Raw genomic sequence first — 24,177 nt, 5'->3', positions numbered from 1 at the left:
AGCTGTGATAATTTTACACTTCGTCCATTGATGTTAAAATATTCTGAATTTATAATGAATTTGTACAGAAAAACGGAAAATAATCTATTAATAGAGGTGAAAAGATGGAGACAACAACTTTCTCGAAGTCTAATCAAGTAATCATTCAGAATTTTATTAATGGAGAATGGGTTTCTTCTGAAGGAAATCAAATGGAGGAAGTGCCAAATCCTGCAACAGGAGAAATCATCGCAAGAGTCCCGATTTCATCAAAAGAAGATGTAGATAGAGCTGTAAGTTCAGCAAAGGAAGCTTTTAAGAGTTGGAGTAAAACACCTGTCACTAAACGAGCGAGAATTATGTTTAAATATCAGCAGCTATTGCAAGAAAACCACGAAGAATTGGCAACCATTTTGACACAAGAAAATGGTAAAACAAAAAAAGACGCGATGGGGGAAGTGCAACGGGGAATTGAGTGTGTGGAGTTTGCCGCAGGTGCTCCATCCCTAATGATGGGGGAAGTCCTACCAGATATTGCAGATGGGATTGATTCGGGAATGTACCGTTATCCTGTAGGTGTCGTTGGTGGAATTACTCCATTTAATTTTCCAATGATGGTGCCATTATGGATGTTCCCTCTTGCTATCGTGTGTGGTAATACGTTTGTGTTGAAGCCGTCTGAACGGACACCAATTCTTGCTAAATATTTGGTTGAATTAATGCACGAATCAGGCTTGCCAAAAGGAGTTTTAAATCTTGTGAACGGGGCACATGATGTCGTCAACGGTTTGCTAGAACATGATGATGTAGAGGCGATCTCCTTCGTAGGCTCCCAGCCAGTAGCAGAATATGTTTATAAAACGGCAGCCAATTATGGAAAGAGAGTGCAAGCATTAGCCGGTGCGAAGAATCACTCGATTGTTATGCCAGATAGCAATTTAGATAAATCAGTAGAAGGCATTATCAATGCTGCATTCGGTAGTGCTGGTGAACGGTGTATGGCATGTTCCGTAGTTGTCGCTGTTGGTGATATTGCTGATGAACTAGTAGCGAAAATTAAAGAGGCAGCTGATGAGTTGAATGTGGGTAATGGATTAGCTGAGAAGACGAGCTTAGGACCTTTAATTCGCGAGTCTCATAGAGAGCGTGTACTTGGTTACATTGAAGATGGCGAAAAAGATAACGCCAAATTGGTTAGAGATGGCAGAGTCGAATTACGGGAAAATGAATCCGGGTACTTTTTAGGTGCTACGATCTTTGATTATGTTACGGAAGATATGAAGATTTGGAAAGACGAAATTTTTGCTCCTGTACTTAGTATTGTTCGTGCAAATTCTTTGGATGAAGCAATCCAAGTAGCTAATAAATCGGAGTTCGCAAACGGGGCAGTCATCTATACATCAAGTGGTCAGGCGGTTAGGCAGTTTAGGGAGGAAATGGATGCTGGTATGCTTGGTGTTAATGTCAATGTTCCTGCACCTATGGCATTCTTTCCGTTCTCTGGAGCAAAAAAATCATTTTACGGAGACCTTCATGCTAATGGCAAAGATGGCGTGAACTTCTACACGAAGAAAAAAATGCTCACCCAACGTTGGTTTTAATAAACGCGATCCCTAACTTCATTATGTTATAAGTTGTACATTAAGTTTATTTAACATGAGGTGGTAGGACGCAATTTAAAAGCGGAAATCTCTCGTGAGGTTTCCGCTTCTTATTTTACTATTGTGCTTAAATACCTGATATCATCCACAATTATTCATTTCTAATAACCTCTACAGACCATTCAACTTTTAACGAACATCTCTACCTATTCAATGAAGTTTTATTCCAAAAGGTTTTTACAAAACGGAAAATAGTTTCATATAAACATTTAACGATGTGTATAGTGGAAAATATTTAAAATTAGTGTAAAGTATATATTAAGTTACAAAATATTCAGTAAATAAAGAAAATTGCAAAAAGGGAAGAGGTGAAATGATTAGTACGGTGAAAGATTACCAGTGAAACTTAAGATCTATTATAAAAACAAAATGGAAATGATTATAAAATCTTTTACATAAAGGAGGAATTTATGTGTCAGATAAAGTGCAAATTGGGTTAATTCAAGCTTCTCATGATGTTGATGGTAATGAGCCGGTTGAAGTTCACAAGCAGGAGTCCATTCGGAAACATATTAAACTTGTAAGAGATGCAGCAGCAAAAGGTGCTCAAATCATTTGTCTTCAGGAAATATTCTATGGTCCATATTTTTGCTCCGAGCAAAATGCAAAATGGTACGATGCGGCAGAAGAAATTCCTAATGGCCCAACTACGATTCAATTCCAAGAACTTGCTAAGGAATTGGAAGTCGTGATTGTGTTGCCAATCTATGAAAGAGAAGGAATTGCTACTTATTATAATACAGCAGCAGTGATTGATGCAGATGGATCCTATCTAGGGAAATATAGGAAGCATCACATCCCTCAGGTAGGAGTGGGAGATCAAGGGTATGGTTTCTGGGAGAAGTTCTACTTCAAGCCTGGTAACTGTGGTTATCCTGTATTTGATACGGCTTATGCAAAAGTGGGTGTTTATATTTGTTATGATCGCCACTTCCCTGAGGGTGCTAGAGTTCTAGGATTAAATGGAGCGGAAGTTGTTTTTAATCCTTCGGCAACCGTTGCAGGTCTTTCAGAATATCTTTGGAAGCTGGAACAACCGGCACATGCCGTGGCTAATGGATACTATTTAGGTGCGATAAACCGTGTAGGTTATGAGAGTCCGTGGAATATGGGTGAATTTTATGGTCAGTCTTATTTAGTGGATCCGCGTGGTAATTTTGTTGCTACAGCGAGTCGTGATCAAGATGAAGTGATTGTTGGTGAAATGGATAAGAAGTTTATTAGGGAAGTTCGTGATACGTGGCAATTTTATCGCGATCGAAGACCTGAAACCTATGAAAAAATGGGGCAACTTCTTCCTTAATAGAAGAAGAAACGAAGTGAAGGTTTTACATAGAGTAACGGAAAATACACACATTTTCTCTATGTAGAACCTTTTTTATTAAACAGTGGATTGATCGATCACTTTTACCCTGAATAGATTTGAAGTTATCTATATAAGGAGGTTCATCGCATTGACTCAGTTAAAAAGTAAAGGAATTTCTTTAGAAAATTTAAAAGAGAATTTCGAGGAAGTTCATTCAGGCTTAAACAGTGGAGAAGCTATGGAAGAGGCTAACCGATGTTTGTATTGTTATGACGCTCCCTGCATCAAAGCATGTCCCACAGATATTGATATCCCGACATTTATTAAAAAAATTGCTTCAGGAAACTTAAAAGGTTCTGCCACTACCATTATGTCTTCAAATCCAGTCGGTGCAAGTTGTGCGCGTGTGTGTCCAACGGAAGAGTTGTGTGAAGGAGCCTGTGTATTAAATCATTCGACAAAACCGATTGTCATTGGTGATTTGCAACGGTTTGCTACCGATTGGGCGATTAAGAACGAACAGTTGCTTTTCAAACCTGGTGAGAAGAACGGTAAAACGGTAGCTGTAATTGGCGGAGGGCCAGCCGGACTATCGGCTGCAAGAGAACTCGCGCGGTTCGGATATACGGTAACTATATTTGAAGCGGCTGAGGAAGCTGGCGGATTGGATACGTACGGAATTGTCTCTTTCCGATTGCCACAAGATATTTCTCGTTGGGAAGTAGACCAAGTTGAGAAATTAGATGTTGAAATTAGAACTAATACGAGAGTAGGTACAGATATTGCCTATGAGGAATTAATGGAAAACTACGATTCTATTGTTCTAGCTATTGGTATGGGAAGTGTTCCAATGCTTGGTATTGAAGGCGAAGACCTTGATGGAGTCCATGATGCGATAGATTTTGTGAAAAGCACGAAGTCTGGTGAGATCACGGAAGATCTACTTGGTAAAAAGGTGGTTGTCGTTGGGGCTGGTAATACAGCGATTGATGCAGCTACATGTTCCGCTCGTAAAGGGGCAGATAATGTAAAGATAGTTTATCGACGTACAGTAAAAGAAATGACGGCTTACGATTTTGAATATGAATTTGCAAAGCAAGATGACGTAGAGTTCAACTGGTTAACTCAACCAGTTCGTATTATAGGTGATGAGGATGGGAAAGTTTCACACCTCGAATGTGTGAAAATGGAACTAGGTGAACCTCATGCGGATGGTCGAAGAAAACCTGTACTTATTGAAGGTTCAGAATTCACGATTAAAGTAGATGCTGTTATTAAAGCAATTGGTCAATCCCGTTATTCAGATATGATCGAGAGCTTTGGTCTTGAACACAATGACGGCGTTGTCCAAGTTAACCCACAATCATTACAAACCTCTAATCCTAAAGTTTTTGCCGCAGGTGATGTGATTTTTGCTAAAGGACAAGGAGATGCAATGGTTGTAACGGCTGCCCAGCAAGGTAAGGAAGTCGCAATGGCGATTCATAAGCAGTTAGCACCAGCTCCTACTACAACAGTATAAAGAAAAATCATTATAAAGGAGGACTATTTTAATGGCTGATTTGAGTTTGAATCTTGCAGGAATAAAATCTCCTAATCCCTTTTGGCTTGCTTCTGCACCCCCAACAAATTCGGGGTATCAAGTACAGCGTGCATTTGAAGCAGGCTGGGGTGGTGCAGTATGGAAAACGTTAGGCGATCCAATTTTGAACGTTTCTTCCCGTTTTGCTGCTGTTAATTTTAACGGACAGAATATGGCTGGTTTTAATAATATAGAGTTGATTACTGATCGTCCGCTTGAGGTCAATTTAAAGGAAATTTATGAAACGAAAAAACGTTTCCCAAATCATGCAATCATTGCTTCCTTGATGGTGGAACCTAATCAAGAAAAGTGGCATGAAATTGTTAAACGAGTAGAAGATGTTGGTGTAGATGGGTTAGAACTGAACTTTGGCTGTCCACATGGCATGGCCGAACGTGGAATGGGGGCAGCTTCTGGGCAAGTACCTGAGCTTGTAGAGAAACAAACGATGTGGGCAAAAGAAGCGGCTGAAACACCAGTTATTGTGAAGCTGACTCCGAATATAACGGATATCACATTTACAGCAGAAGCGGCCGTTCAAGGTGGAGCAGATGCGGTCAGTATGATTAATACGATTAATAGTTTAGCAGGAGTGGATATCGATTCCTGGGATACAATCCCAAATGTCGCTGGCAAGGGAGCGCACGGGGGATATTGCGGACCAGCCGTTAAACCGATTGCGCTTAATATGGTAGCAGAGTGTGCGCGGCATCCGAAAATTAATGTGCCAATCTCTGGAATGGGTGGAGTTTCCAGTTGGCGAGAAGCTGTTGAATTCATGCTGATGGGGGCAACTGGAGTGCAAGTGTGTACAGCAGCCATGCATCATGGATTTAGTATCGTAGAAGACATGAACGATGGATTAAACAATTATTTGGATGAAAAAGGCATCGATTCTGTGATGGATCTCGTTGGTAAATCGGTTGAAAGGTATTCGGATTGGGGGAATTTAGATTTAAATCACCAGACCGTAGCTCAGATTAATAATGATGTATGTATTAACTGTAATAAGTGTCACATTGCCTGCGAGGACACGTCGCATCAATGCATTGAGATGCTGAAAGATGAAAATGGTAACGACATTTTAAAAGTGCGTGAAGAAGATTGTGTAGGTTGTAATTTATGTTCCATTGTATGTCCTGTCGATGGTGCGATTGATATGGTCGACTATGCCAATGGAAAACCACCAATGACATGGAATGAAAGACAGACCGCTATTGGTGCAACATCTTCTTGTGATGTAAATCTAGTAAAATAATTTTAATTTTTTCTGGAGGGGTATTATGAAAAGAATAATTAAAAACGGAATCATTGTTACAGCAGCAGATACTTATAAGGCTGATATTTTAGTGGAAAATGAGAAAATCGTTTTAATTGGACAGGATCTTTCTGACCCTACAGCAGAAGTAATTGATGCTGAAGGAAATTATGTTTTTCCAGGTGGAATTGATCCGCATACCCACTTAGAAATGCCTTTTGGCGGGACGGTTAGTAAAGACGACTTTGATACAGGAACGATTGCCGCGGCTCATGGGGGAACGACAACGGTTATCGATTTTTGCTTAACAAAACAAGGAGAACCTCTCCAAAATTCTATTGACCAATGGCATGCTAAATCGAGGGATAAGTCAGTTATAGACTATAGTTTTCACCTAATGATTAGTGAAATGAATGACAGTGTTTTAGAGCAGCTCCCTACTGTTATTGAAGATGAAGGGATCACATCTTTTAAAGTGTTTATGGCGTACAAAAATGTCTTCCAAGCTGATGACGAAACATTATTCCGTACACTTGAAGAAGCTAAAAGACTTGGTGTTTTAGTAATGGTTCATGCAGAAAATGGGGATGTTATCGATCACTTAGTGAAGAAAGCTCTAAAAGCTGGAAATACTGATCCGATTTATCATGCCTTGACACGTCCGCCTGAAGCAGAAGGAGAAGCAACCGGTCGTGCGGCTCAATTGACAGGTTTAGCAGATTCCCAACTCTATGTTGTTCATGTTTCTTGTGAAGAAGCAGTTACTAAGATCTCTGAAGCTAGGAGCAAAGGTTACCAAGTTATGGGAGAAACTTGTCCGCAATATTTAGTGCTCGATCAAAGTTATCTTGAAAAACCAAACTTTGAAGGTGCTAAATATGTATGGTCCCCACCTCTTCGTGAGAAAGAGAACCAGGAAGTGCTGTGGAATGCGTTGAAAAATGGTCAGTTGCAAACGTTAGGTTCTGATCAATGTTCTTTTGACTTTAACGGTCAAAAAGACTTAGGAAAGGGAGACTTCACAAAAATTCCGAATGGTGGACCGATTATAGAAGATCGTATCAGTATTCTCTTTTCTGAGGGAGTGAAAAAGGGAAGACTCACATTGAATCAGTTTGTCGATATTACTTCTACAAGAGTGGCTAAAACCTTTGGGTTATTCCCTCAAAAAGGCACGATTTCTGTTGGAGCGGATGCGGACCTTGTTATTTTTGACCCGAACATTGAACGCACAATTTCAGTGGAAACGAGTCATATGGCAGCAGACTATAATCCATTTGAAGGAATGAAAGTAACAGGGCAGCCGGTCAGTGTATTATCACGAGGAGAGTTTGTTATTCGGGATAAAGAATTTGTTGGTAACCAAGGGTCAGGTAAATATTTAAAACGTGCGCGATTCGGAGAACTAAAACAATCCTCTCAAGAAGAACTATACCTAAAATAATCTTTCTTAACAGATTCATTTATCCATTCCAAAGAAATGGTTGCTTGGCTTTGATTGTAAAAGGCCAAGCAACTAGATTATAAAAAATAGGTGTAATTAGGGAGGAGTCCTGTACATGGACAAAAAAGATCAGCATTTAAAGTCGCCAGATTTAATGCCAATTCCTCACCAAGAACGAAAGATTAGTACTCTAGGCTTTTCATTTATGTGGGTAGGTATGGCCGTTGTGTTAGCTGCCTTTGCCATTGGGGGGGCAGGTGTTCAATCCATTTCTCTTGTATGGGTTGTACTTGGAACTCTTTTAGGAACTATTTTAATTGGCATCGCTATAACTCTCACAGCGGATATAGGTATTGAGCATGGAATATCATTTCCTGTCTATATGAGAGCACCATTTGGAACGTTGGGAACACATTTCCCTTCTATTGTTAGAGGTCTGGCTGCATCTATGTGGTTTGGTATTAATACTTTTTTTGGATCAACGGCGATGAACGGGATATTAAATATCTTGTTCGGATTTGATAACTGGTTTGTGTGTTACATCATATTTGCTCTCTTTCAATTATTAAACACAGCTCTTGGGATTAAGGCTGTAGAAAAATTTGCTGATTTGGCAGCTCCCATCATTATTATCATCGGAGTTTGGATGTACTCCACGTTATCAAGTTCAGCTGTTGAACAAGGGAAAGATATTTGGGCGTGGGTTGAAAGCCCGGTTACTGGTGGTGCTGCATTTACAGCTTTCGTTGTTGTAGTTGTTAGTAATATGGGATTTTGGGCAACGTTAGCTGCTGATATTTCTTCTATCTCCCGATTTATTAAGGCTCCTAAACACGAAAGAAACTGGTTTAAACGAAATAAAGGAGCACTAGTGGGTAGTTTGATTGCTTTGCCGCTTACTCAAACGTTTATTGTGGTTCTTGGTGCTGTTTCCTATATTGTCGTCTCGAACTTCGATCCTGTAGTTGCCCTACAGGAATCAGCAAGTGGCTTGGTTTTAGGCATCCTGCTATTAATGATTGTTTTAGCTCAATGGTCAACGAACGTATCGGCTAATATTGTTCCGGCTGCTACGATTTTCTCTAATGTTGGAGGTCCAAAGTTTCCTTTCTGGGCAGGCGTTTTTCTTGCAGGTATTATCGGCACGGTGATTCAACCTTGGAGCATATTTAACTTACTTATACCTGTCCTATTAATTGCTGCTGCTGTTCTTTCAGTCATCGTTGGAATTATTTTTGCAGACTATTACTTGCTAAGAAAAAGAAGAATTAATGTTTATGATTTATATAAAAAAGAAGGACAGTTTGCCTATGATAATGGAATCAACTGGGCTGGCCTCATTTCATGGATAGTAGGTAGTGTAGCTGCCTATTCGTTTACAAACTATTCGTTCTTTGTAGGGTTTGGAGTTGGTGCTCTATCCTACTATTTATTAGCAAAACATTGGTATTTCAAAAAGTATCCCCAAGCTGAAATTGAAGACCCTGATGATGAACAATACCTTGGTATTACCGTAGGACGCGATTGGGTCCTTGAGGAAGGCTTTGTAGAAGAAAAACTGGGTAGGAAAACAGGTACAGACGATCCCCCGAAGAAAATTGACGCGTAAATTAACAAGTGAGGAGGAGAAGAATGTCATCTTTTCATGAATTTGAGGCAGAACGAGAGAAAATTGATTTCCTGCTTGAACAAGGCTATATTATTACAGGTGTTACAGAAAACTTGAGTGGTTCGTTTCTAGAGTTTGATTATCAAGGTACCGATCTTGAAAAAGAGAAGAAAGAAAGACTCCATGTCTTACATCCAGATTCAAGAAAATACTTTGCTACGATTCTCTTTCAACAACAGAAAAAGCAAGGTATTCAATAGTTAGTAAGCAAATAGTTTGGTAAAAGGGATTGGATGTTACCAATCCCTTTTTACACCTATTTTTAAAATTGATAGGCCGTCCATTTGGGGTGGCAAAGTTTATTCGACAATCGAGCTTTGTTTTCTGAATCTAGTTTCATCGTTAGAAACAGAGAAAAGGATTAAAACACATCACGAATTACAGTAGTGATGGATCTTTAATATACGCTATTAGTACAAAGATAAAACGCCGATTATTAGCACTTATATTGTTTGATCTTTATCCAATCAACAACCATCCCTAGAGGGGAAAACCGATATTGAAAAGTTTATAAAGATTCAGTGAGAACCTAATTTAAAGAAGGAGGGTTTCGTGTGAGAGATTATCGTGAAGAAGCACTTGAACTTCATAAAAGATATCAAGGTAAATTAGAGACTACTTCAAAAATTCCTGTAGAAAGTGTAGAAGATTTGAGTTTAGTTTATTCGCCTGGAGTAGCAGAGCCCTGTAAAGAGATCCATGAAGATGAACAAAGAATGTATGACTACACGATGAAGGGAAATACCGTAGCAGTTATCACGAATGGTTCGGCTGTATTAGGTTTAGGAGATATCGGAGCAAAAGCTTCGCTTCCCGTCATGGAAGGAAAATGTATGCTTTTTAAATCGTTTGCGAATGTAAATGCCTTTCCGTTATGCATCGAAGCAAACGATACGAATAATTTTGTTGATATTGTAAAAAGTGTTCAGGCGCCATTTGGAGGAATAAATTTAGAGGATATAAAGGCTCCGGAATGTTTTGAGATAGAAGAAAAATTGAAAAAGGAATTAGATATACCTGTTTTCCATGATGATCAACATGGGACTGCGATTGTAACCGTTGCCGGATTAATGAATGCCTTAAAGCTTTTAAATAAGTCATTTTCTACTATAAAAGTGGTAATCAATGGGGCGGGATCGGCTGGAGTGGCCATTGTGGATTTGCTATTAGAATTTAAAGTGAATAACATCATTGTTTGCGATTCTAAGGGAGCTATTTATGAAGGTAGAGAAGAAAGGATGAATGAAGCTAAGAAAAGGGTGGCTAGTATAACAAATGGCCAAAGGGAAACAGGGATTTTAGACGATGTAATTAATAATGCGGACGTTTTCATCGGTGTATCAGCGGCTGGTGCATTAAAGGTTAACATGATTAAGAAGATGAACACAGATCCAATTGTTTTTGCAATGGCTAATCCGTTACCTGAAATCATGCCCGAAGAAGCAAAGGACGCAGGCGTGGCAGTGATTGGAACGGGTCGTTCGGACTTTCCTAATCAAGTAAATAATGTGTTAGCTTTTCCTGGAATCTTTAAAGGTGCACTAGCAGTCCATGCAAAAGAAATAAATAAAGAAATGAAAAAGGCCGCCGTTTATGCGATAGCTTCCTTGATAGAAGATGATGAATTAAGAGCCGATTATGTGATTCCGTCTCCCTTTGATAAAAGAGTTGCTCAGTCCGTAGCGGATGTTGTTTCTGAGGCAGCAGTGAAATCATACGCTACAGAGAAAATAGTAAATCTTTCCTCTATTAAATAGCAATTCACTCACCTCAATTAGATTTTTCTGATAATTTGTAGTATCTTTTATAGAGGGGTATTCTATGAAGTATCACTTTTCTATTAAAAATATTTTGGAAAGAAAACATTTTAAAAATGCAAAAGTTGTGGCAGGAAAAGCTGGGATCGAAGGGTTAGTTAAATGGGTTCACGTGTTTGAAGTTATAGAGGTAAGAGGAAATCTAAAGGGCGGTGAGTTAGTTTTATCAACTGGTTTTGGTTGGAAAGAAGATGAAGGTTTGTTTCTTTCTTTATTAGAACAGTTAATCAAAAGAAAAGTCGCTGGCCTGTGTATTGAACTCGGAAGCTTTATTAACAAAATCCCAAAGGAAGCCATAGAAATAGCAGATAAACATAACTTTCCTATTATTATATTTGAAGAAGAAGTTTCATTCGTAGAAATTACTCAAGACATTCATGCGGATTTAATTAATCAGCAATATGAGTTGATTTCAAATCTGGAAGATTACTCTCAACGCTTGAATAAAAAGTTGTTGTCGATCGATAACTACTTTGAAATTCTTAAAAATTTGCAGCAATATGTTAATTGTCAGCTCATCTATGTAGCAAAGGATCATAAAGTAGTGACCATTCCTAAGGTTAGAGAAACAGAAAGAGAGAAACTGTTGTCAACTGTAAATCACCTTAGCAAGAAACAATCCAAAGGGTTATTAAAACAGCCTGTTCAAGTGTTTGAAAGAGAGTTTGCCAATATATATTTAATTTCGAATCTCAAAGAATTTGGGGAATTTGAATCTTTATTATTAGATCGAACTGCAACTGCTCTAGCGCAATATCTCTTACGTGAACTTTATACGGAAGAAAAGAAAAAAGCAGAGGAGACCGAATGGCTGCTGGAATGGCTACAAGGTGAACACAGTTTCGAAGAAATAAAAGAGCACTTGGCTGTTTATAAAATAAATAGCACAGTGACAGGAGCTGTTGTTCTAATCGTAAAATTAAAAATGGATGGAAATAAGCATTTAAATACGGATATTACTTACTTGAATATGCTTATTCAAAATATTTTTGATCAAAACGGTTATTTTGTTTTCCCTGTAGAAAAGCGTCACCTGTTAACATTCATTTTGCTGAATAAAAAAGGGGAAGAAGATTGGAAAAGCAGAATTACAAAAGGGATTGAACGATTAGAAAAAATAAGTATTTTAAATGACTCAAATATTTCTTCTTTTCAAGTAGCTGGAGGAAAATTTGTGAAACAGTTGGATCAATTGCATGAAAGCTTTAACACAGCTCAAGAAACTTTATCTATACAAGGAAGACTTCCTCCCGGTCATCTTAAATATTTCTATGATGATATGCACATGTATCGGCTGATCTCACTTGTACATAAACACAGCAACTTAAATAGTCTGATTAAGGAATATCTGGATCCGATTATTGAGTATGATCAAAAGCACAATACTAATTTAATGGAAACTTTAAGGGTTTATTTGTCGTGTAATGGTTCTAAAAAAGAAACGGCAAAAAAAGTATTTGTTGTTAGGCAAACGTTGTATCACCGCCTTGAAAAACTTGAAAATCTATTGGGTAAAGATTTCATGGAATCAGAAAAAAGGCAAGTCATTGAGTTTTCTATTCTAGCTCATGAATATCAGCAAATGATTAATCATTGATAATTAAATAGTTAAAAAGAGTTTTGAAGCGCTTGGGTGTATTGTTATAGGTTCGGTGTAAGGTGTAAATTCATAGGAAATTGTAACGCTAATTGCAATTAATCCACATAGGAAATCGTCGGTATCTAGGAAGTTATTCAACAAACGGGCAGCATTGTTGAATACTCGATTTTGAGATCATGGGGTTTCGTTACCGTATAAGGGATAGGGGGAGATTTGAAACAACTTGAGTTGCTTTTCTGCTTGTTGAATCTTATTCAAAAGACAGATAAACGCTAACATATCAACAAAAAAGAGCATCAAATTGCATAGCAATTTGATGCTCAATTCATCTTACATTTTTAATGTTTGTCCCTCAAAACTGAACTACTCAATATTAGATGTGTGTGGTCCTTTTAGGATTAGGAAGATCTTGATATACTCCGTTCAAATTTCGAACTTGTCGAGTTGCTTCCACCATATTTGTTAGTGCTGCCGTTGTTTCACTAATCCCACGGGTTTTCAAACCGCAATCCGGATTGACCCAGAATTGACGAGGGTGAAGAACCTTCAAGGCACGGCTTATATTGTTTACCATTTCATCTACACTTGGAACACGTGGGCTATGAATGTCGTATACGCCCAGTCCGATCTCTTTTTCGTAAGAGATTTCCTCAAAATTAGCAATCAGTTCTCCGTGGCTTCGAGCCGTTTCAATCGAAATGACATCGGCATCCAATTGATCAATCGTGTTCATAATTTCACCGAATTCCGAATAACACATATGAGTGTGTATTTGCGTCTCACTTTTTACAGCCGATGTTGCAAGCTTAAATGCGTAGACGGCCTCATCTAAATATTCTTTTTGTTTTTCAGTTTTTAGTGGCAATCCTTCTCTCAAGGCGGGTTCATCTACCTGGATCATATGAATGTCATTGTTTTCTAAAAACTTTATTTCTTTCTGGAGGGCTAAGGCAATTTGTTTTGTAACATCAAAATTACTGATATCTTCTCGGACAAAAGACCAATTTAAAATCGTTATTGGTCCTGTCAACATTCCTTTAACGACCTTTTCTGTTAGCGATTGCGCGTATGTGATTTCTTTTACGGTCATTGGTTCAGTCAATGCTACATCTCCATAAATGATTGGTGGTTTTACGCAGCGAGAGCCGTAAGATTGAACCCAGGCATACCTCGTAAAAGCAAATCCTTCAAGTTTTTCACCAAAAAACTCCACCATATCATTGCGTTCAAATTCTCCATGAATTAGTACATCAAGTCCGATTTCCTCTTGTCGTTGGATCCATTCTCTAATATTTTTTTCAATAAAGGCATCGTATTGCTGATCTAACCAATCACCTTTTCTCCACTTTAATCGTGCTTGACGAATTTCAGGTGTTTGTGGAAGACTTCCAATCGTGGTAGTTGGCAACAATGGAAGTTGGAAAAACTCATGTTGTATCTTCTGACGAGTAGGGTAGTGCTGATCTCGCTTCGGTTCAACATCTTTCCAAGATTCCACTTCACTTTGAACCTCGTGATTATTTCTACTAGCTGATTTCCATAGTTCTTCTCGACTCTGAGCCTGCTCTTTTAATTTTGCTTCAACTGTATCTCTTCCATTATTTAAGCTATCGGTTAAAATCTTAATTTCATCAAGCTTTTGATCGGCAAAGGCCAAGGCATTCTTTAGATGAGGTTGTAATTCGGTTTCAGTAGTCACAGTGACAGGCACATGTAATAAGCTGCATGAAGGTTGAACGATCAGACGTTTTTTTTCAACTTTTGATATGATTGTTTCAAGCTGGGACAATTTAATATCTAAATTTTCTCTCCAAATGTTACGACCATTGATTACACCGGCAGCGAGGGTTTTATCCTCTGGAAAACCATATTTTTTTAGATTGTCCAGATTTGCTCCTTCATCATGAACAAAATCAAGGCCGATACCGTCGACTGGCAGGGAAACGATCTCCTCGTAATGATCGACTGCTTCAAAATAGGTTTGGAGAAGAGTTTTTATGCTGGATAACTCTTGTTGGATGGATTGATATACATCTTTGACTAATGTGATATCTTCTTCAGTCAGTGTAGTAGCTAGGATCGGTTCATCAATTTGCACCCACTCAGCACCAGCGTTCTCAAGTTCTTGAAGCACTTGTATGTAGAGGGGAACAAGTTTTTTAAGCAGTTTGTTAAAATCTTTTTTCTCAAAACCCTTAGACAATTTTAAAAATGTAACAGGGCCGAGGATCACGGGTTTACCGTTGATTGCTAGCTTTTCTTTTGCCTCTTGAAAGTAATGTAGCAATCGGTTTTCTACTAGTGTAGGTTCAGCATCAGCTTCAATTTCTGGAACAATGTAATGGTAATTGGTATTGAACCATTTCGTCATTTCTGAGGCCACTGCTTTATCATTACCACGAGCAATATCAAAATACGTCTGTAGTGCTTTCTCATCTTGGTGCTTAAATCGATCAGGGATTAAGCCAAACATCACAGCCGTATCGAGGACTTGATCATACATACTGAAATCGCCAACTGGAATCAGGTCGATACCGATGTCTTTTTGTTTTTTTAGATCATTGATCCTTAGACTTTTCATCTCTGTTAAAAGTTCTGTTTCAGTTATGTTCTCTTTCCAGAATTGCTCCAAGGCTTTCTTCCATTCTCGTTTTTCTCCGATTCTCGGATAACCGATCGTTGAGCTTTTTGTCATATCTATTCCTCCCATATCTTTTCTAGCCAAAACAATCTCTCTTTTGCAAGAAAGAGAGATTGTTATGACAGTATTATTAAATAAGCCTGTTAAGACAGACTGATTCTGTTAAAGTGCCTAACACCTCCCTAATCCTCGTAGGTTCTAGTGTGTAATCAACAGGTAGGTCTCCTGACTCAAGATCTTCACATACTTGCGTCTTCCCATTTTTAAAAATATAGTGACATGTTTGCAAGTTGCTCCCTATAACAGTGGCGGGACCGTGTCGGATTTTCACCGACTTCCCTTTTAAGTTGAAATAAGCTAGTTTAAGAACTTAGACAACACCTGAGTGATATACGATATTTAGTTGTGTATTGATGTTGTACGAAAAAAAACCTCTCGTTGAGAGAGGTTTTAGACGCACCTCTCTTATTTTTCAAAGCGATCGCTTTGCTGGAATTAGCACCACAATCAACGTTAGTACGCTGATAGGTTGCCGGGTTTCAACGGGCCAGTCCCTCCACCTCTCTGAATAAGAGATTCTATTTAATTGATTAAAAACATAGTAGCACGATAGGAATTTACTGTCAACGTTCGGTTCACAAGCAAAAAGTGTTTGGTACTAATAAAAAGGGGGGGACATCAAAAAGACGTTTTCCTTCGAGAACATCGTGCTTAAATCTATTTACTTGCACTTGATTTTGGTTCAAAAGATATTTGGTCTTTAAGTTCCTCTATTTTAATTTCTACGCCTGCATTTTTCATGATTTCTGTTATATTATCAGGATTAGCTTGTCGATTTAGCAATTCTTGACGTAATTGGTCTTTCATATCTTTGAACTTACCAATAGAAGATGTATCCTCTTTATCACGTTTATCGGTGACTTTGATGACATGATAACCATGTTTGGTTTTTACAGGGTCACTTACTTCGCCCACTTTCAAATTATAAGCAGCTTTTTCAAATGGTAGAACCATTTTTCCAGTAGATGTGTATCCTCCAAGTTTCCCACCATTATTAGCGGATTTCTTATCTGTGGAATACTCTTTGGCTAGTTTAGCAAATTCTTCACCATTTTCTAGTTTTTTCAATACTTCATCTGCTGTTTTTTTATCTTTTACTAAAATATGACTAGCCTTGAATTCTTTTTTCATGTTTTCATAGTACTGTTTTATTTCTTCATCTTTTACGCTAACTCCTTGGGTGGCGGCTTTCTGTTTCAACATTGATGAGCGAATTACCTCTTTAAATTGAGCTTCATCAGCAAAACCATTTTGTTTTAATACAGATTGGAATTTATCCCCATATTGCTCTTTCATTTTATCTAGTTTTGTTTGGACTTTTTTATCCGAAACAGAAAATTTTTCTGATAACACTTCTTCATAAACCATATCCTTTAGCACTTTATCTCCGTGCTCACTTACCAATTTATTATAAAATTCTTCTTTATTTACCTCTCCATTTTTCGTAGAAGCTACCACTTTGGAATTTGATGATGCACTGCTATTATTACAAGCAGCTAATGTTAACATAGCGATAATAGAAACTAACACTGGTATTACTTTTCTCATAATATATCCTCCTTGCTTTTTTAAAAAGGGAAATTTTGTTTTATATTGAATAAGTTAAAGAACATAAATTTATGTCTTATTTACTGGTCAATTTTTTATAGTTATTTGCCCAATGTTAACGGCGTTGTTTGTTTTTCTCCTTCACGATAATACGTTAACTTCATTTTTTCTCCAACTTCTTTTTTCTCATAAATGTATTTTCTCAGATCTACAAGAGAAGAAATTTTATTACCATCAGCCTGAACGAGAACATCATATTTTTGTAAACCTGCTTGATCTGCAGGAGAATCTCCTTGCGTTTTTGCTATAACGACACCAGATTCCACATCTTCAGGGAGGTTTAACTGTTCTTGTTGAAGACGTGTTGAAATGGAAGATAAATCTCTAGTTTGAATTCCCATGAATGGACGTGTAACTTCTCCATTTTCTTCTAGGTCCTTAATTATAGGCTTCACAGTTGAAGTTGGAATGGCAAATCCGATACCTTCTACTTTTTGTTTTGCAATTTTCATGGAGTTAATCCCTATGACTTTACTATTTAGGTTTATTAATGCGCCTCCACTATTACCTGGGTTAATAGCAGCATCTGTTTGTAAAACATCTGTCTTCCAATCTAACTTTCCATCTTTATTTAAGTCTACTGGCATCGTACGGTCTAAACCACTTATGATGCCTTTTGTTACAGAACCGGCAAATTTCATACCTAATGGATTCCCAATTGCAATAGCCGTTTCCCCAACGTGCAAGTCTTTAGATGAGCCAAATTCAGCTACACTATTTACGTTAGAACCATCAACTTTCAATACAGCTAAGTCTGTAAAAGGATCGCTACCCACGACCTCTGCTTGTACTTTTTTTCCGCCACTTAGAATCACATCAATAGATTCTGATCCCTCAATCACATGTTGATTCGTCACCACATAAGCAGAACCGTTTTCTTTTTTGTAAATAACACCTGACCCTGTCCCAGCTTTACTTTCTTCAAGCAGCTGTGATGATTGCCTATACTTAACAATGCCGACGATAGCGTCTGAAGTTTTTTTTACCGCTTCAACAACTGATGCGTCTTCTTCTGAGTTATTTGTTGATAGTTGCTTAGTATTTATTTCTTCATTTTCAGTTGTATTTTCATTACTTGCGCTCGTAGAAGTAGAATTAAATGAAAAAATATTCGCGTTAAATAGTGCAAAAGCTCCAAGACCGACAACTACGGTTACGATTAATAATTTGGTCTTTGACTGAACTAGCTGATTGAAAAAACTATTCTTCTTTGTGTTATTTGGTGTTTGGTTCAGTTCGTTTTCATCTTCATCTTCATCCATATAATCTTACCTTTCTTTGTGGATTCAGTTATCTTGTGAAAATACTGTAACTTCATTCTAGTAATATGAATTGGCAATTTTTTAGCATAAATATGTAAAAAGTATGTGATCGACTTAGATGGTTCGCTAAAACAGAGTAGGATGGAACTTTTATGAGGGAGGGGATAATAAAAACACCCCCCCCAAATATTTAAAATGATTAGGAGGTGTGTTTTTATTTGAATAGTTATTTGTTTTCCTTTTGTTCACTTTCCTTATAACGGATTAAATCGCCATAAACGACTTTGTCTGAGTAATTTAATTCTTTTTCTGCTTTTTGTTTTAAAGGGATACATGTTTTTATATTAATTTTCTCTTTCGTTGATTTGTCATAGCACTTATTGGCTTCAGCAGCATAAACATACTGATCTGTTATTACACTACCGTCTCGGAGAATGGTCAAATCTTTACGGGTTTTAGCAAATAAGTCGGTACCAAACTGGACATCATTTTTTTGTTCAATCCCAAGTAAGTTTAAGATAGTAGGTTTTAAATCAATTTGTCCACCTACTGTCTCCATTTTCTCACCTTCCATACCAGGAACATGGATAATTAAAGGGACTTTTTGCAGTTGAATATGCTCGAACGGACGAATTTCTTTATCTAGAACTTCACTCATAGCAGGTTTATGATTTTCAGATATGCCATAGTGATCCCCATATAATACAAATATAGTGTCCTCATATTCGTTTTGTTGCTTCATAAGATTGAAGAATTTTTTAATTGATTCGTCCATATAGCGAACGGTTTGGAAATAACGATCTACTGATCCATCTCCAGTATGAGCCGGTTCGATCATATTCATATTTTGGTTATTTAATATATACGGATAGTGGTTCGTCATAGTTATAAACTTTGCATAGTATGGTTTCTCCAATTTTTTTACCTTGGGCATGGATTGTTTAAAGAAAGGTATATCTTTTAAACCATAATTTACAGAGTTCTCTTCCGTCACTTTATACTCTTCTTTTGAATAAAAGTAGTCATAGCCAAGTGTTTTATACATCACATCTCGGTTCCAAAAGCTATCATTATTCCCATGAAAGCTTACGGATGTGTAGTTATGTTCTTTTAGTATTTCAGGAGTTGCGTTGTATTCGTTACTTTCATTCGTGGTAAATACAGCTCCACGTGGTAATCCATACAAAGAATTATCAATAATAAATTCAGAGTCTGAAGTTTTCCCTTGTCCTGTATTATGATAGAAATTATTAAAGTAAAAACTTTTTTTAACCAAGTCATTTAAGAACGGAGTAATTTCTTGACCATGTAACTTTCTATTAATTACAAAATTCTGCGTTGATTCTAAGGAAACTAAAACAACGTTTTTCCCTTTTGCTTTTCCAAAGTATTTCCCTTTTGCTCCCATTTTTCCTTGCTGTGAGTTGACATAGTTTAATACTTCGGTTAATTCATTACTATCAGCAAACGCACGACTTGTTGAAGATTTGGCCGTCATGACACTGTCGTAAATGTGATAATTATAGATTCCTAGAAGTTTGACAAGCTTTGCACGATCAAACGTTCTCACAAGAAGCTGTGGACGTTCCACCTCTGCTAAACTTAAGTTAACAGCACCAAATCCAAGGACGGCAGCGAAAATCATGACCACTGTACGTTTGCGAAACTCCATGGTGGGTTTAGTTTTTTTTCGAATACTCCAAGCTATAAGAATAACCACATCGATCCAATATAGTATATCCGTTAGATGAAGCAAAGATTTGGTACTTCCTCCAAGATCCAGGAAGTTTTTATATTGCATAAGAACGGGAAGTGTAATGAAATCATTAAAAAATCGAAAATACACTACGTTTGCAAAAAGTACAAAGGACATGATGAAATATATCACTATAAAAGCTTTATTACGTCGTTTAGGTGAGAAGAAGAGCGATAGTCCTAGAAAAAATAAAATGGGACCTATGGGAGTGATCACTAAAATAAATTGTTGAATACTATTCTCAATATCTAATGCAAAAGCAGTTTGAAAGGCGTAGTAGGATTTGATCCACAATAAGAGAACAGCTATTGTAAAGAATACCCACCCTTTATTGAAAAGCCCTCTATAATTTTCATTCATGGTTAACCTCCTGACTCTCTGTTCTTGATTAAGAGTATAATTTAACAAAATGATAAATAGGAGTAAACAAAATGGAGCGTTCATTTATGAAACTTTTGTTACATACATCTATTTAACCCTTCTTCGGCCCCCGTAGCTATTTAAAGATTCCCTGTTAAATGAATGGATACCCAATAAGTATTCCAATTCAATAAATATGTTTTTACATATTTATGCCTAAGATATGCCATATCTTAATGATAGAATGGAATTGATATACTCATTAAGGGATCAGTTTAGACATAGAATCTTATGAAGTAAAAGAGAATAGAGAGGAGAATTTTAACATGGGCGATCAATGGGAAGTGGCGATTCATTCTCTATCTCAAGTCATCGTTTCTTCTAATCCAAACAATGAACCTGTAACTATATATGGTGATTCTGATGGGCTGAAATGCATTGGAGTAGGGACAGATGCCGCAGTTTTTCAATCTCTTTACGCTCCAAAATATGCGTTTAAAATATATGCGGAGTATAAAGCATCTAAAATAAAAGTAGAAGAAAAGGTTTACAATATGTTAGGAGATTCACCATTTTTTTCAACTTGCTTTGCTTCTTACGATAAATATCTCGTATTAAGTTATGAGGAAGGGAAAACGCTCTATGATTGCTTATTACAAGGTATTCATATTCCAGAGCAGGTTGTAAAAGATGTAGAGGATGCAAGGGAATATGTACGTGAAAAGGGGTTAAACCCGCGTGATATCCATTTAAAAAATATTTTATTACAAAACGGAAGAGCAAAAATACTTGATGTCTCGGAATATGTACATCCTGGAAACGATTTTCGGTGGGAACACTTAAAAAATGGCTATCAAGAGCATTATCATATCATTGATGGAAAGTCGATTCCGTTCTGGTTAATAGAAACTGTTCGAAAATGGTATAATCAGAGGAATAGACGATTTTCCTCATACGAAGAGTTTATGAGAATGGTTGTTAAATTTGCAACGTTTAAAAAAGACTAGATTCAGTGTGAGTACATGGTAAAGAGAGATAATATCGACGTGGGTTTCCTGCTTGTCCTTCACTGCGGGACCTTGCCACCCCGTTTTTTCGTAGAAATCTCGGAGGTTCCCATTCAATCAATGCCATTAGAGAAGGTTAAACATAGAAGGGATTATATTCGGCATTTTATCTATATTATTGAAATCCAATGGGAAACAAAAACAACTACATTTAGACTCAACTTACTATCTTGATTTAAAGTTTGGGGTTCCTTGCCACAATCATTGTATACGTAAAAGTCCCTTTCATTTCAAGGATGAATAGGAATGGCTAGGGGCTAATCATTAGGTCCAATCCCAATTCTGGAGGAAAAACTATGAATATAGAGTTATCAAGGATCATTTCAGATATTCAAAATAAGAGTGATTTTTCAGGGGCAATATTGGTGCAAGATCGTGAGAAAGTATTAGTAGATACACACGGCGGTTACGCTAATCGTTCGGCAAAACTAGAAAATAATTCAGAGACTCGTTTTGGAATAGCATCTGGATGCAAACTCTTCACGGCAATAGCTATTTGTCAGCTTGTTGAAGAGGGTAAAGTGTCTTTAGATTCTAAATTGAGCGATTGTCTTTCTATTAACTTTAAACATTTTGACGAAGGGATAACTGTCCACCATTTGTTGACACATACTTCGGGCATACCAGATTACTTTGATGAGGAAGTTATGAAGGATTTTGAGGAATTATGGGTTAAAAGACCAATGTATCATGTTAGAATGGCGAGCGATTTCCTTCCATTATTCCAACACGAGCCTATGAAATCCCAAGTGGGAGAAAGGTTTCATTACAATAATGCTGGATATATTTTGTTGGGATTAATAATCGAACAGGTAAGTGGACTTGAGTTCTCTGACTACATACAAAAATACATTTTCACAAAGGCTAATATAACGAACTCTGGGTACTTTTCATTTGACTCACTGCCGTCAAATACATCATTAGGATATATAGACAATCCTGATGGTACTTGGAAAACAAATATTTATTCGTTGCCGGCAAAGGGTGGCCCGGACGGGGGAGCTTATGTAACAGTTAGTGACATGGTGAAGTTGTGGGAGGCACTTTTTAATAATCAACTTTTAAGTGAAACATATACTAACAAGGTTTTAACAGCTCATGTACAAGTCAATGAAACTGGGTTCTATGGGTATGGTGTATGGATTAAGAAATCAGAAGACAGTGTTCTTAAATATCACATCATGGGATATGATCCTGGAGTTAGCTTTCACTCTGCCTATTATCCTGGGTTATCTATGAAAGTCGCGATCTGTTCAAATAAGTCTGAGGGAGCTTTTGACATTCTGAAAGGTATTGAAGAAAAGGTTATGAATGGACCTAGAGATTTTCGAAGATCAACGGAATAAAGTCAATGTAGAGGATGTTATTGTTGAGTGGGAGGAAGTGAAATGGATAGTTTTACTAACGATACATACATAGTTTTGGATTTACCAAAGAAAATCTCAGAGAAGATAAAAAGAATAAGGAAGGATTATCATTACCCAGATGTTTTGCCTGTAGAAATAACGTTAACTGGTTCTAGTGGAATAGGCGTCTTCCAACCTGGACAAAAACCAAATGACGTATTTGAAGAAGTAAATAAGATAGCAGATCAGATCCCAGCAGTTATGGTTTCTTTTTCTCATGTAATGAATTTTCCAGGTACCAATATATTCTTTTTCACACTAAAAAACGAAGAACCACTGAGAGACATTCATCAAGAATTTAAAAACTCTCGAATAAAATTCAAAGATAGTCCATTTCCATATAAGCCTCATTGTACATTGTGTAACCTGACTACAATCTCTGAGAAAGAAAAGCAAGAACTACTTAACTTAGACTTTCCAGAAGAGTTTACATTAGATACGTTATCCGTCTATTCACTTCAAGATAGAATAAATGAGGATGTAAAGGTAAATGTACTTCATAGAGTAAATTTATCAGGATGAACAGGAATTAATAGATTTCTTAGTTAAGAATAGTACGATTCCTGCACAATACATATATTGCAAGCGTTAACAATTACTATTCTTCTCACGAGGTGTTACGATAGAAACATCAGATGAAAAGAGGTGCTTTTTGTGAAAAAGATCAATTTAGGTAACAGTGAATTAGAAGTTGGCGAAATTTCATTGGGTTGTATGCGCATGAATAAACTCAGTAAAAAAGATGCAGCCTACACGATCGAAAATGCTTTGGAGGTTGGCGTTGATTTATTTGACCATGCAGATATCTACGGAGCCGGAAAATCAGAAGAAGTGTTTGCAGAAGCGATCGACATGAATGATGACGTTCGTGAAAAAATGAAACTTCAGACGAAATGTGGGATTCGAGAGGATTACTTTGATTTTTCCAAAGAACATATCCTAGAATCTGTAGAAGGAAGTCTGCGTCGATTAAAAACTGACTATATTGATTGTTTACTACTTCATCGCCCAGATGCATTATTTGAGCCGGAAGAAGTGGCAGAAGCTTTCACAACATTAAAGGAGAGCGGAAAAGTTCGGCACTTTGGTGTCAGTAACCAGAATCCGATGCAAGTTGAACTGTTAAAAAAGCATCTGAAAGAAGACTTAATCATAAACCAGTTGCAATTAAGTATCGTACATACGCCAATGATTGACGCAGGTTTCAATGTAAACATGCAGCATGATGCGGCGACCGTCCGGGATGGTAACGTTCTCGAATACTGTCGCTTGAATGACATAACCATCCAAGCATGGTCACCGTTCCAACACGGTATGATTGAAGGACCGTTTATTGGTAATAAAGCGTTCCCTGAAGTTAATGCGAAACTACAGGAACTTGCTGAGAAAAAAAGCGTAACTGATTCAGCTATCGCAACGGCATGGATTTTACGTCATCCTGCGAAAATCCAGCCGGTTGTTGGGACGATGAATCCGGAACGTTTAAAAGATATTGCGAAGGCTTCGGAGATTGAACTAACGAGAAAAGAATGGTACGAACTTTATCTTGCGGCAGGAAATGAACTGCCTTAGGATGTTGAGAAGTATATTATAAAAGTAAGAACGATCAAAAAAAACCTGGTGCGGCCTAATATGTTCCGATCTCTATCGCAAAATGAGGAATTACACTTTAAAATGTACCTAGATTTGTGATTTAAAAAA

At 37.4% G+C, this 24,177-nt stretch carries 17 protein-coding genes and 2 riboswitches; of the genes, 13 read left to right on the top strand and 4 right to left on the bottom strand.

Translation table 11 applies throughout. The annotated features are described in order from the left end of the window. Positions 1–104 precede the first annotated feature (104 nt). The 9 genes from ACFQIC_RS16915 to ACFQIC_RS16875 all read left to right on the top strand — a co-directional run bounded on the left by ACFQIC_RS16915 (position 105) and on the right by ACFQIC_RS16875 (position 12,313). On the top strand, positions 105–1,580 hold the full coding sequence (locus ACFQIC_RS16915; RefSeq protein ID WP_204708591.1) for a CoA-acylating methylmalonate-semialdehyde dehydrogenase: 1,476 nt from the start codon (positions 105–107) through the stop codon (positions 1,578–1,580). Between the two features lie 472 nt (positions 1,581–2,052). Beyond that, positions 2,053–2,943 (top strand): nitrilase-related carbon-nitrogen hydrolase, encoded by an 891-nt coding sequence (locus tag ACFQIC_RS16910; RefSeq protein ID WP_204708590.1) that lies wholly within the window; start codon positions 2,053–2,055, stop codon positions 2,941–2,943. A 151-nt stretch (positions 2,944–3,094) separates the two neighbouring features. After that, the gene (locus ACFQIC_RS16905) at positions 3,095–4,468 is read left to right on the top strand and encodes an NAD(P)-dependent oxidoreductase (RefSeq protein ID WP_204708589.1); all 1,374 of its coding nucleotides are present in this window, start codon (positions 3,095–3,097) and stop codon (positions 4,466–4,468) included. Positions 4,469–4,499: 31 nt separating this feature from the next. Beyond that, on the top strand, positions 4,500–5,786 hold the full coding sequence (gene preA, locus ACFQIC_RS16900) for an NAD-dependent dihydropyrimidine dehydrogenase subunit PreA (RefSeq protein ID WP_204708588.1): 1,287 nt from the start codon (positions 4,500–4,502) through the stop codon (positions 5,784–5,786). Positions 5,787–5,811: 25 nt separating this feature from the next. Beyond that, positions 5,812–7,230: a dihydropyrimidinase gene (gene hydA, locus ACFQIC_RS16895; protein ID WP_204708587.1), complete on the top strand. Its 1,419-nt coding sequence runs from the start codon at positions 5,812–5,814 to the stop codon at positions 7,228–7,230. Positions 7,231–7,345: 115 nt separating this feature from the next. Next, the gene (locus ACFQIC_RS16890) at positions 7,346–8,839 is read left to right on the top strand and encodes an NCS1 family transporter (protein WP_204708586.1); all 1,494 of its coding nucleotides are present in this window, start codon (positions 7,346–7,348) and stop codon (positions 8,837–8,839) included. A gap of 23 nt (positions 8,840–8,862) precedes the next feature. Then, positions 8,863–9,099, top strand: coding sequence for a hypothetical protein (locus tag ACFQIC_RS16885; RefSeq protein ID WP_204708585.1), 237 nt, complete (start codon positions 8,863–8,865; stop codon positions 9,097–9,099). Positions 9,100–9,453: 354 nt separating this feature from the next. Continuing rightward, positions 9,454–10,656 (top strand): NAD(P)-dependent malic enzyme, encoded by a 1,203-nt coding sequence (locus ACFQIC_RS16880; protein ID WP_204708584.1) that lies wholly within the window; start codon positions 9,454–9,456, stop codon positions 10,654–10,656. 64 nt (positions 10,657–10,720) lie between these two features. Next, complete coding sequence (locus ACFQIC_RS16875; protein ID WP_204708583.1) at positions 10,721–12,313, top strand: PucR family transcriptional regulator; 1,593 nt, start codon at positions 10,721–10,723, stop codon at positions 12,311–12,313. Positions 12,314–12,689: 376 nt separating this feature from the next. Here the strand turns inward: ACFQIC_RS16875 and metE are convergent, their stop codons facing one another. The 4 genes from metE to ACFQIC_RS16855 all read right to left on the bottom strand — a co-directional run bounded on the left by metE (position 12,690) and on the right by ACFQIC_RS16855 (position 20,003). Continuing rightward, on the bottom strand, positions 12,690–15,011 hold the full coding sequence (gene metE, locus ACFQIC_RS16870) for a 5-methyltetrahydropteroyltriglutamate--homocysteine S-methyltransferase (RefSeq protein WP_204708582.1): 2,322 nt from the start codon (positions 15,009–15,011) through the stop codon (positions 12,690–12,692). A gap of 144 nt (positions 15,012–15,155) precedes the next feature. Next, positions 15,156–15,357: riboswitch (cobalamin riboswitch) on the bottom strand. A 62-nt stretch (positions 15,358–15,419) separates the two neighbouring features. Beyond that, positions 15,420–15,532: riboswitch (SAM riboswitch) on the bottom strand. A 142-nt stretch (positions 15,533–15,674) separates the two neighbouring features. Next, positions 15,675–16,565 carry a peptidylprolyl isomerase gene (locus ACFQIC_RS16865; protein ID WP_204708581.1) on the bottom strand — a complete coding sequence of 297 codons (891 nt, stop codon included), beginning with the start codon at positions 16,563–16,565 and terminating at the stop codon, positions 15,675–15,677. A gap of 101 nt (positions 16,566–16,666) precedes the next feature. After that, entirely contained in the window at positions 16,667–17,887 is a 1,221-nt protein-coding gene (locus ACFQIC_RS16860; RefSeq protein ID WP_204708580.1) for a S1C family serine protease, read from the bottom strand. A 226-nt stretch (positions 17,888–18,113) separates the two neighbouring features. After that, positions 18,114–20,003: an LTA synthase family protein gene (locus tag ACFQIC_RS16855; protein WP_204708579.1), complete on the bottom strand. Its 1,890-nt coding sequence runs from the start codon at positions 20,001–20,003 to the stop codon at positions 18,114–18,116. Positions 20,004–20,329: 326 nt separating this feature from the next. On the opposite strand from ACFQIC_RS16855, the gene ACFQIC_RS16850 reads away from it, so the two are divergent. The 4 genes from ACFQIC_RS16850 (at position 20,330) to ACFQIC_RS16835 (ending at position 24,048) form a co-directional block, all read left to right on the top strand. Continuing rightward, a complete protein-coding gene (locus ACFQIC_RS16850; protein WP_204708578.1) occupies positions 20,330–21,010 on the top strand; it encodes a serine/threonine protein kinase in 681 nt (226 codons plus the stop codon). 356 nt (positions 21,011–21,366) lie between these two features. Beyond that, positions 21,367–22,416, top strand: coding sequence for a serine hydrolase domain-containing protein (locus ACFQIC_RS16845; RefSeq protein WP_204708577.1), 1,050 nt, complete (start codon positions 21,367–21,369; stop codon positions 22,414–22,416). Positions 22,417–22,458: 42 nt separating this feature from the next. Next, a complete protein-coding gene (locus tag ACFQIC_RS16840) occupies positions 22,459–22,998 on the top strand; it encodes a 2'-5' RNA ligase family protein (RefSeq protein WP_204708576.1) in 540 nt (179 codons plus the stop codon). A gap of 132 nt (positions 22,999–23,130) precedes the next feature. Further along, complete coding sequence (locus ACFQIC_RS16835; RefSeq protein ID WP_204708575.1) at positions 23,131–24,048, top strand: aldo/keto reductase; 918 nt, start codon at positions 23,131–23,133, stop codon at positions 24,046–24,048. Positions 24,049–24,177: the final 129 nt, after the last annotated feature.

Origin of the sequence: Halobacillus seohaensis (assembly GCF_042663045.1) — a bacterium.
Taxonomy (GTDB): Bacteria; Bacillota; Bacilli; order Bacillales; family Halobacillaceae; genus Halobacillus_A; species Halobacillus_A seohaensis.
This window is presented reverse-complemented; position numbering and strand designations above follow the sequence as displayed.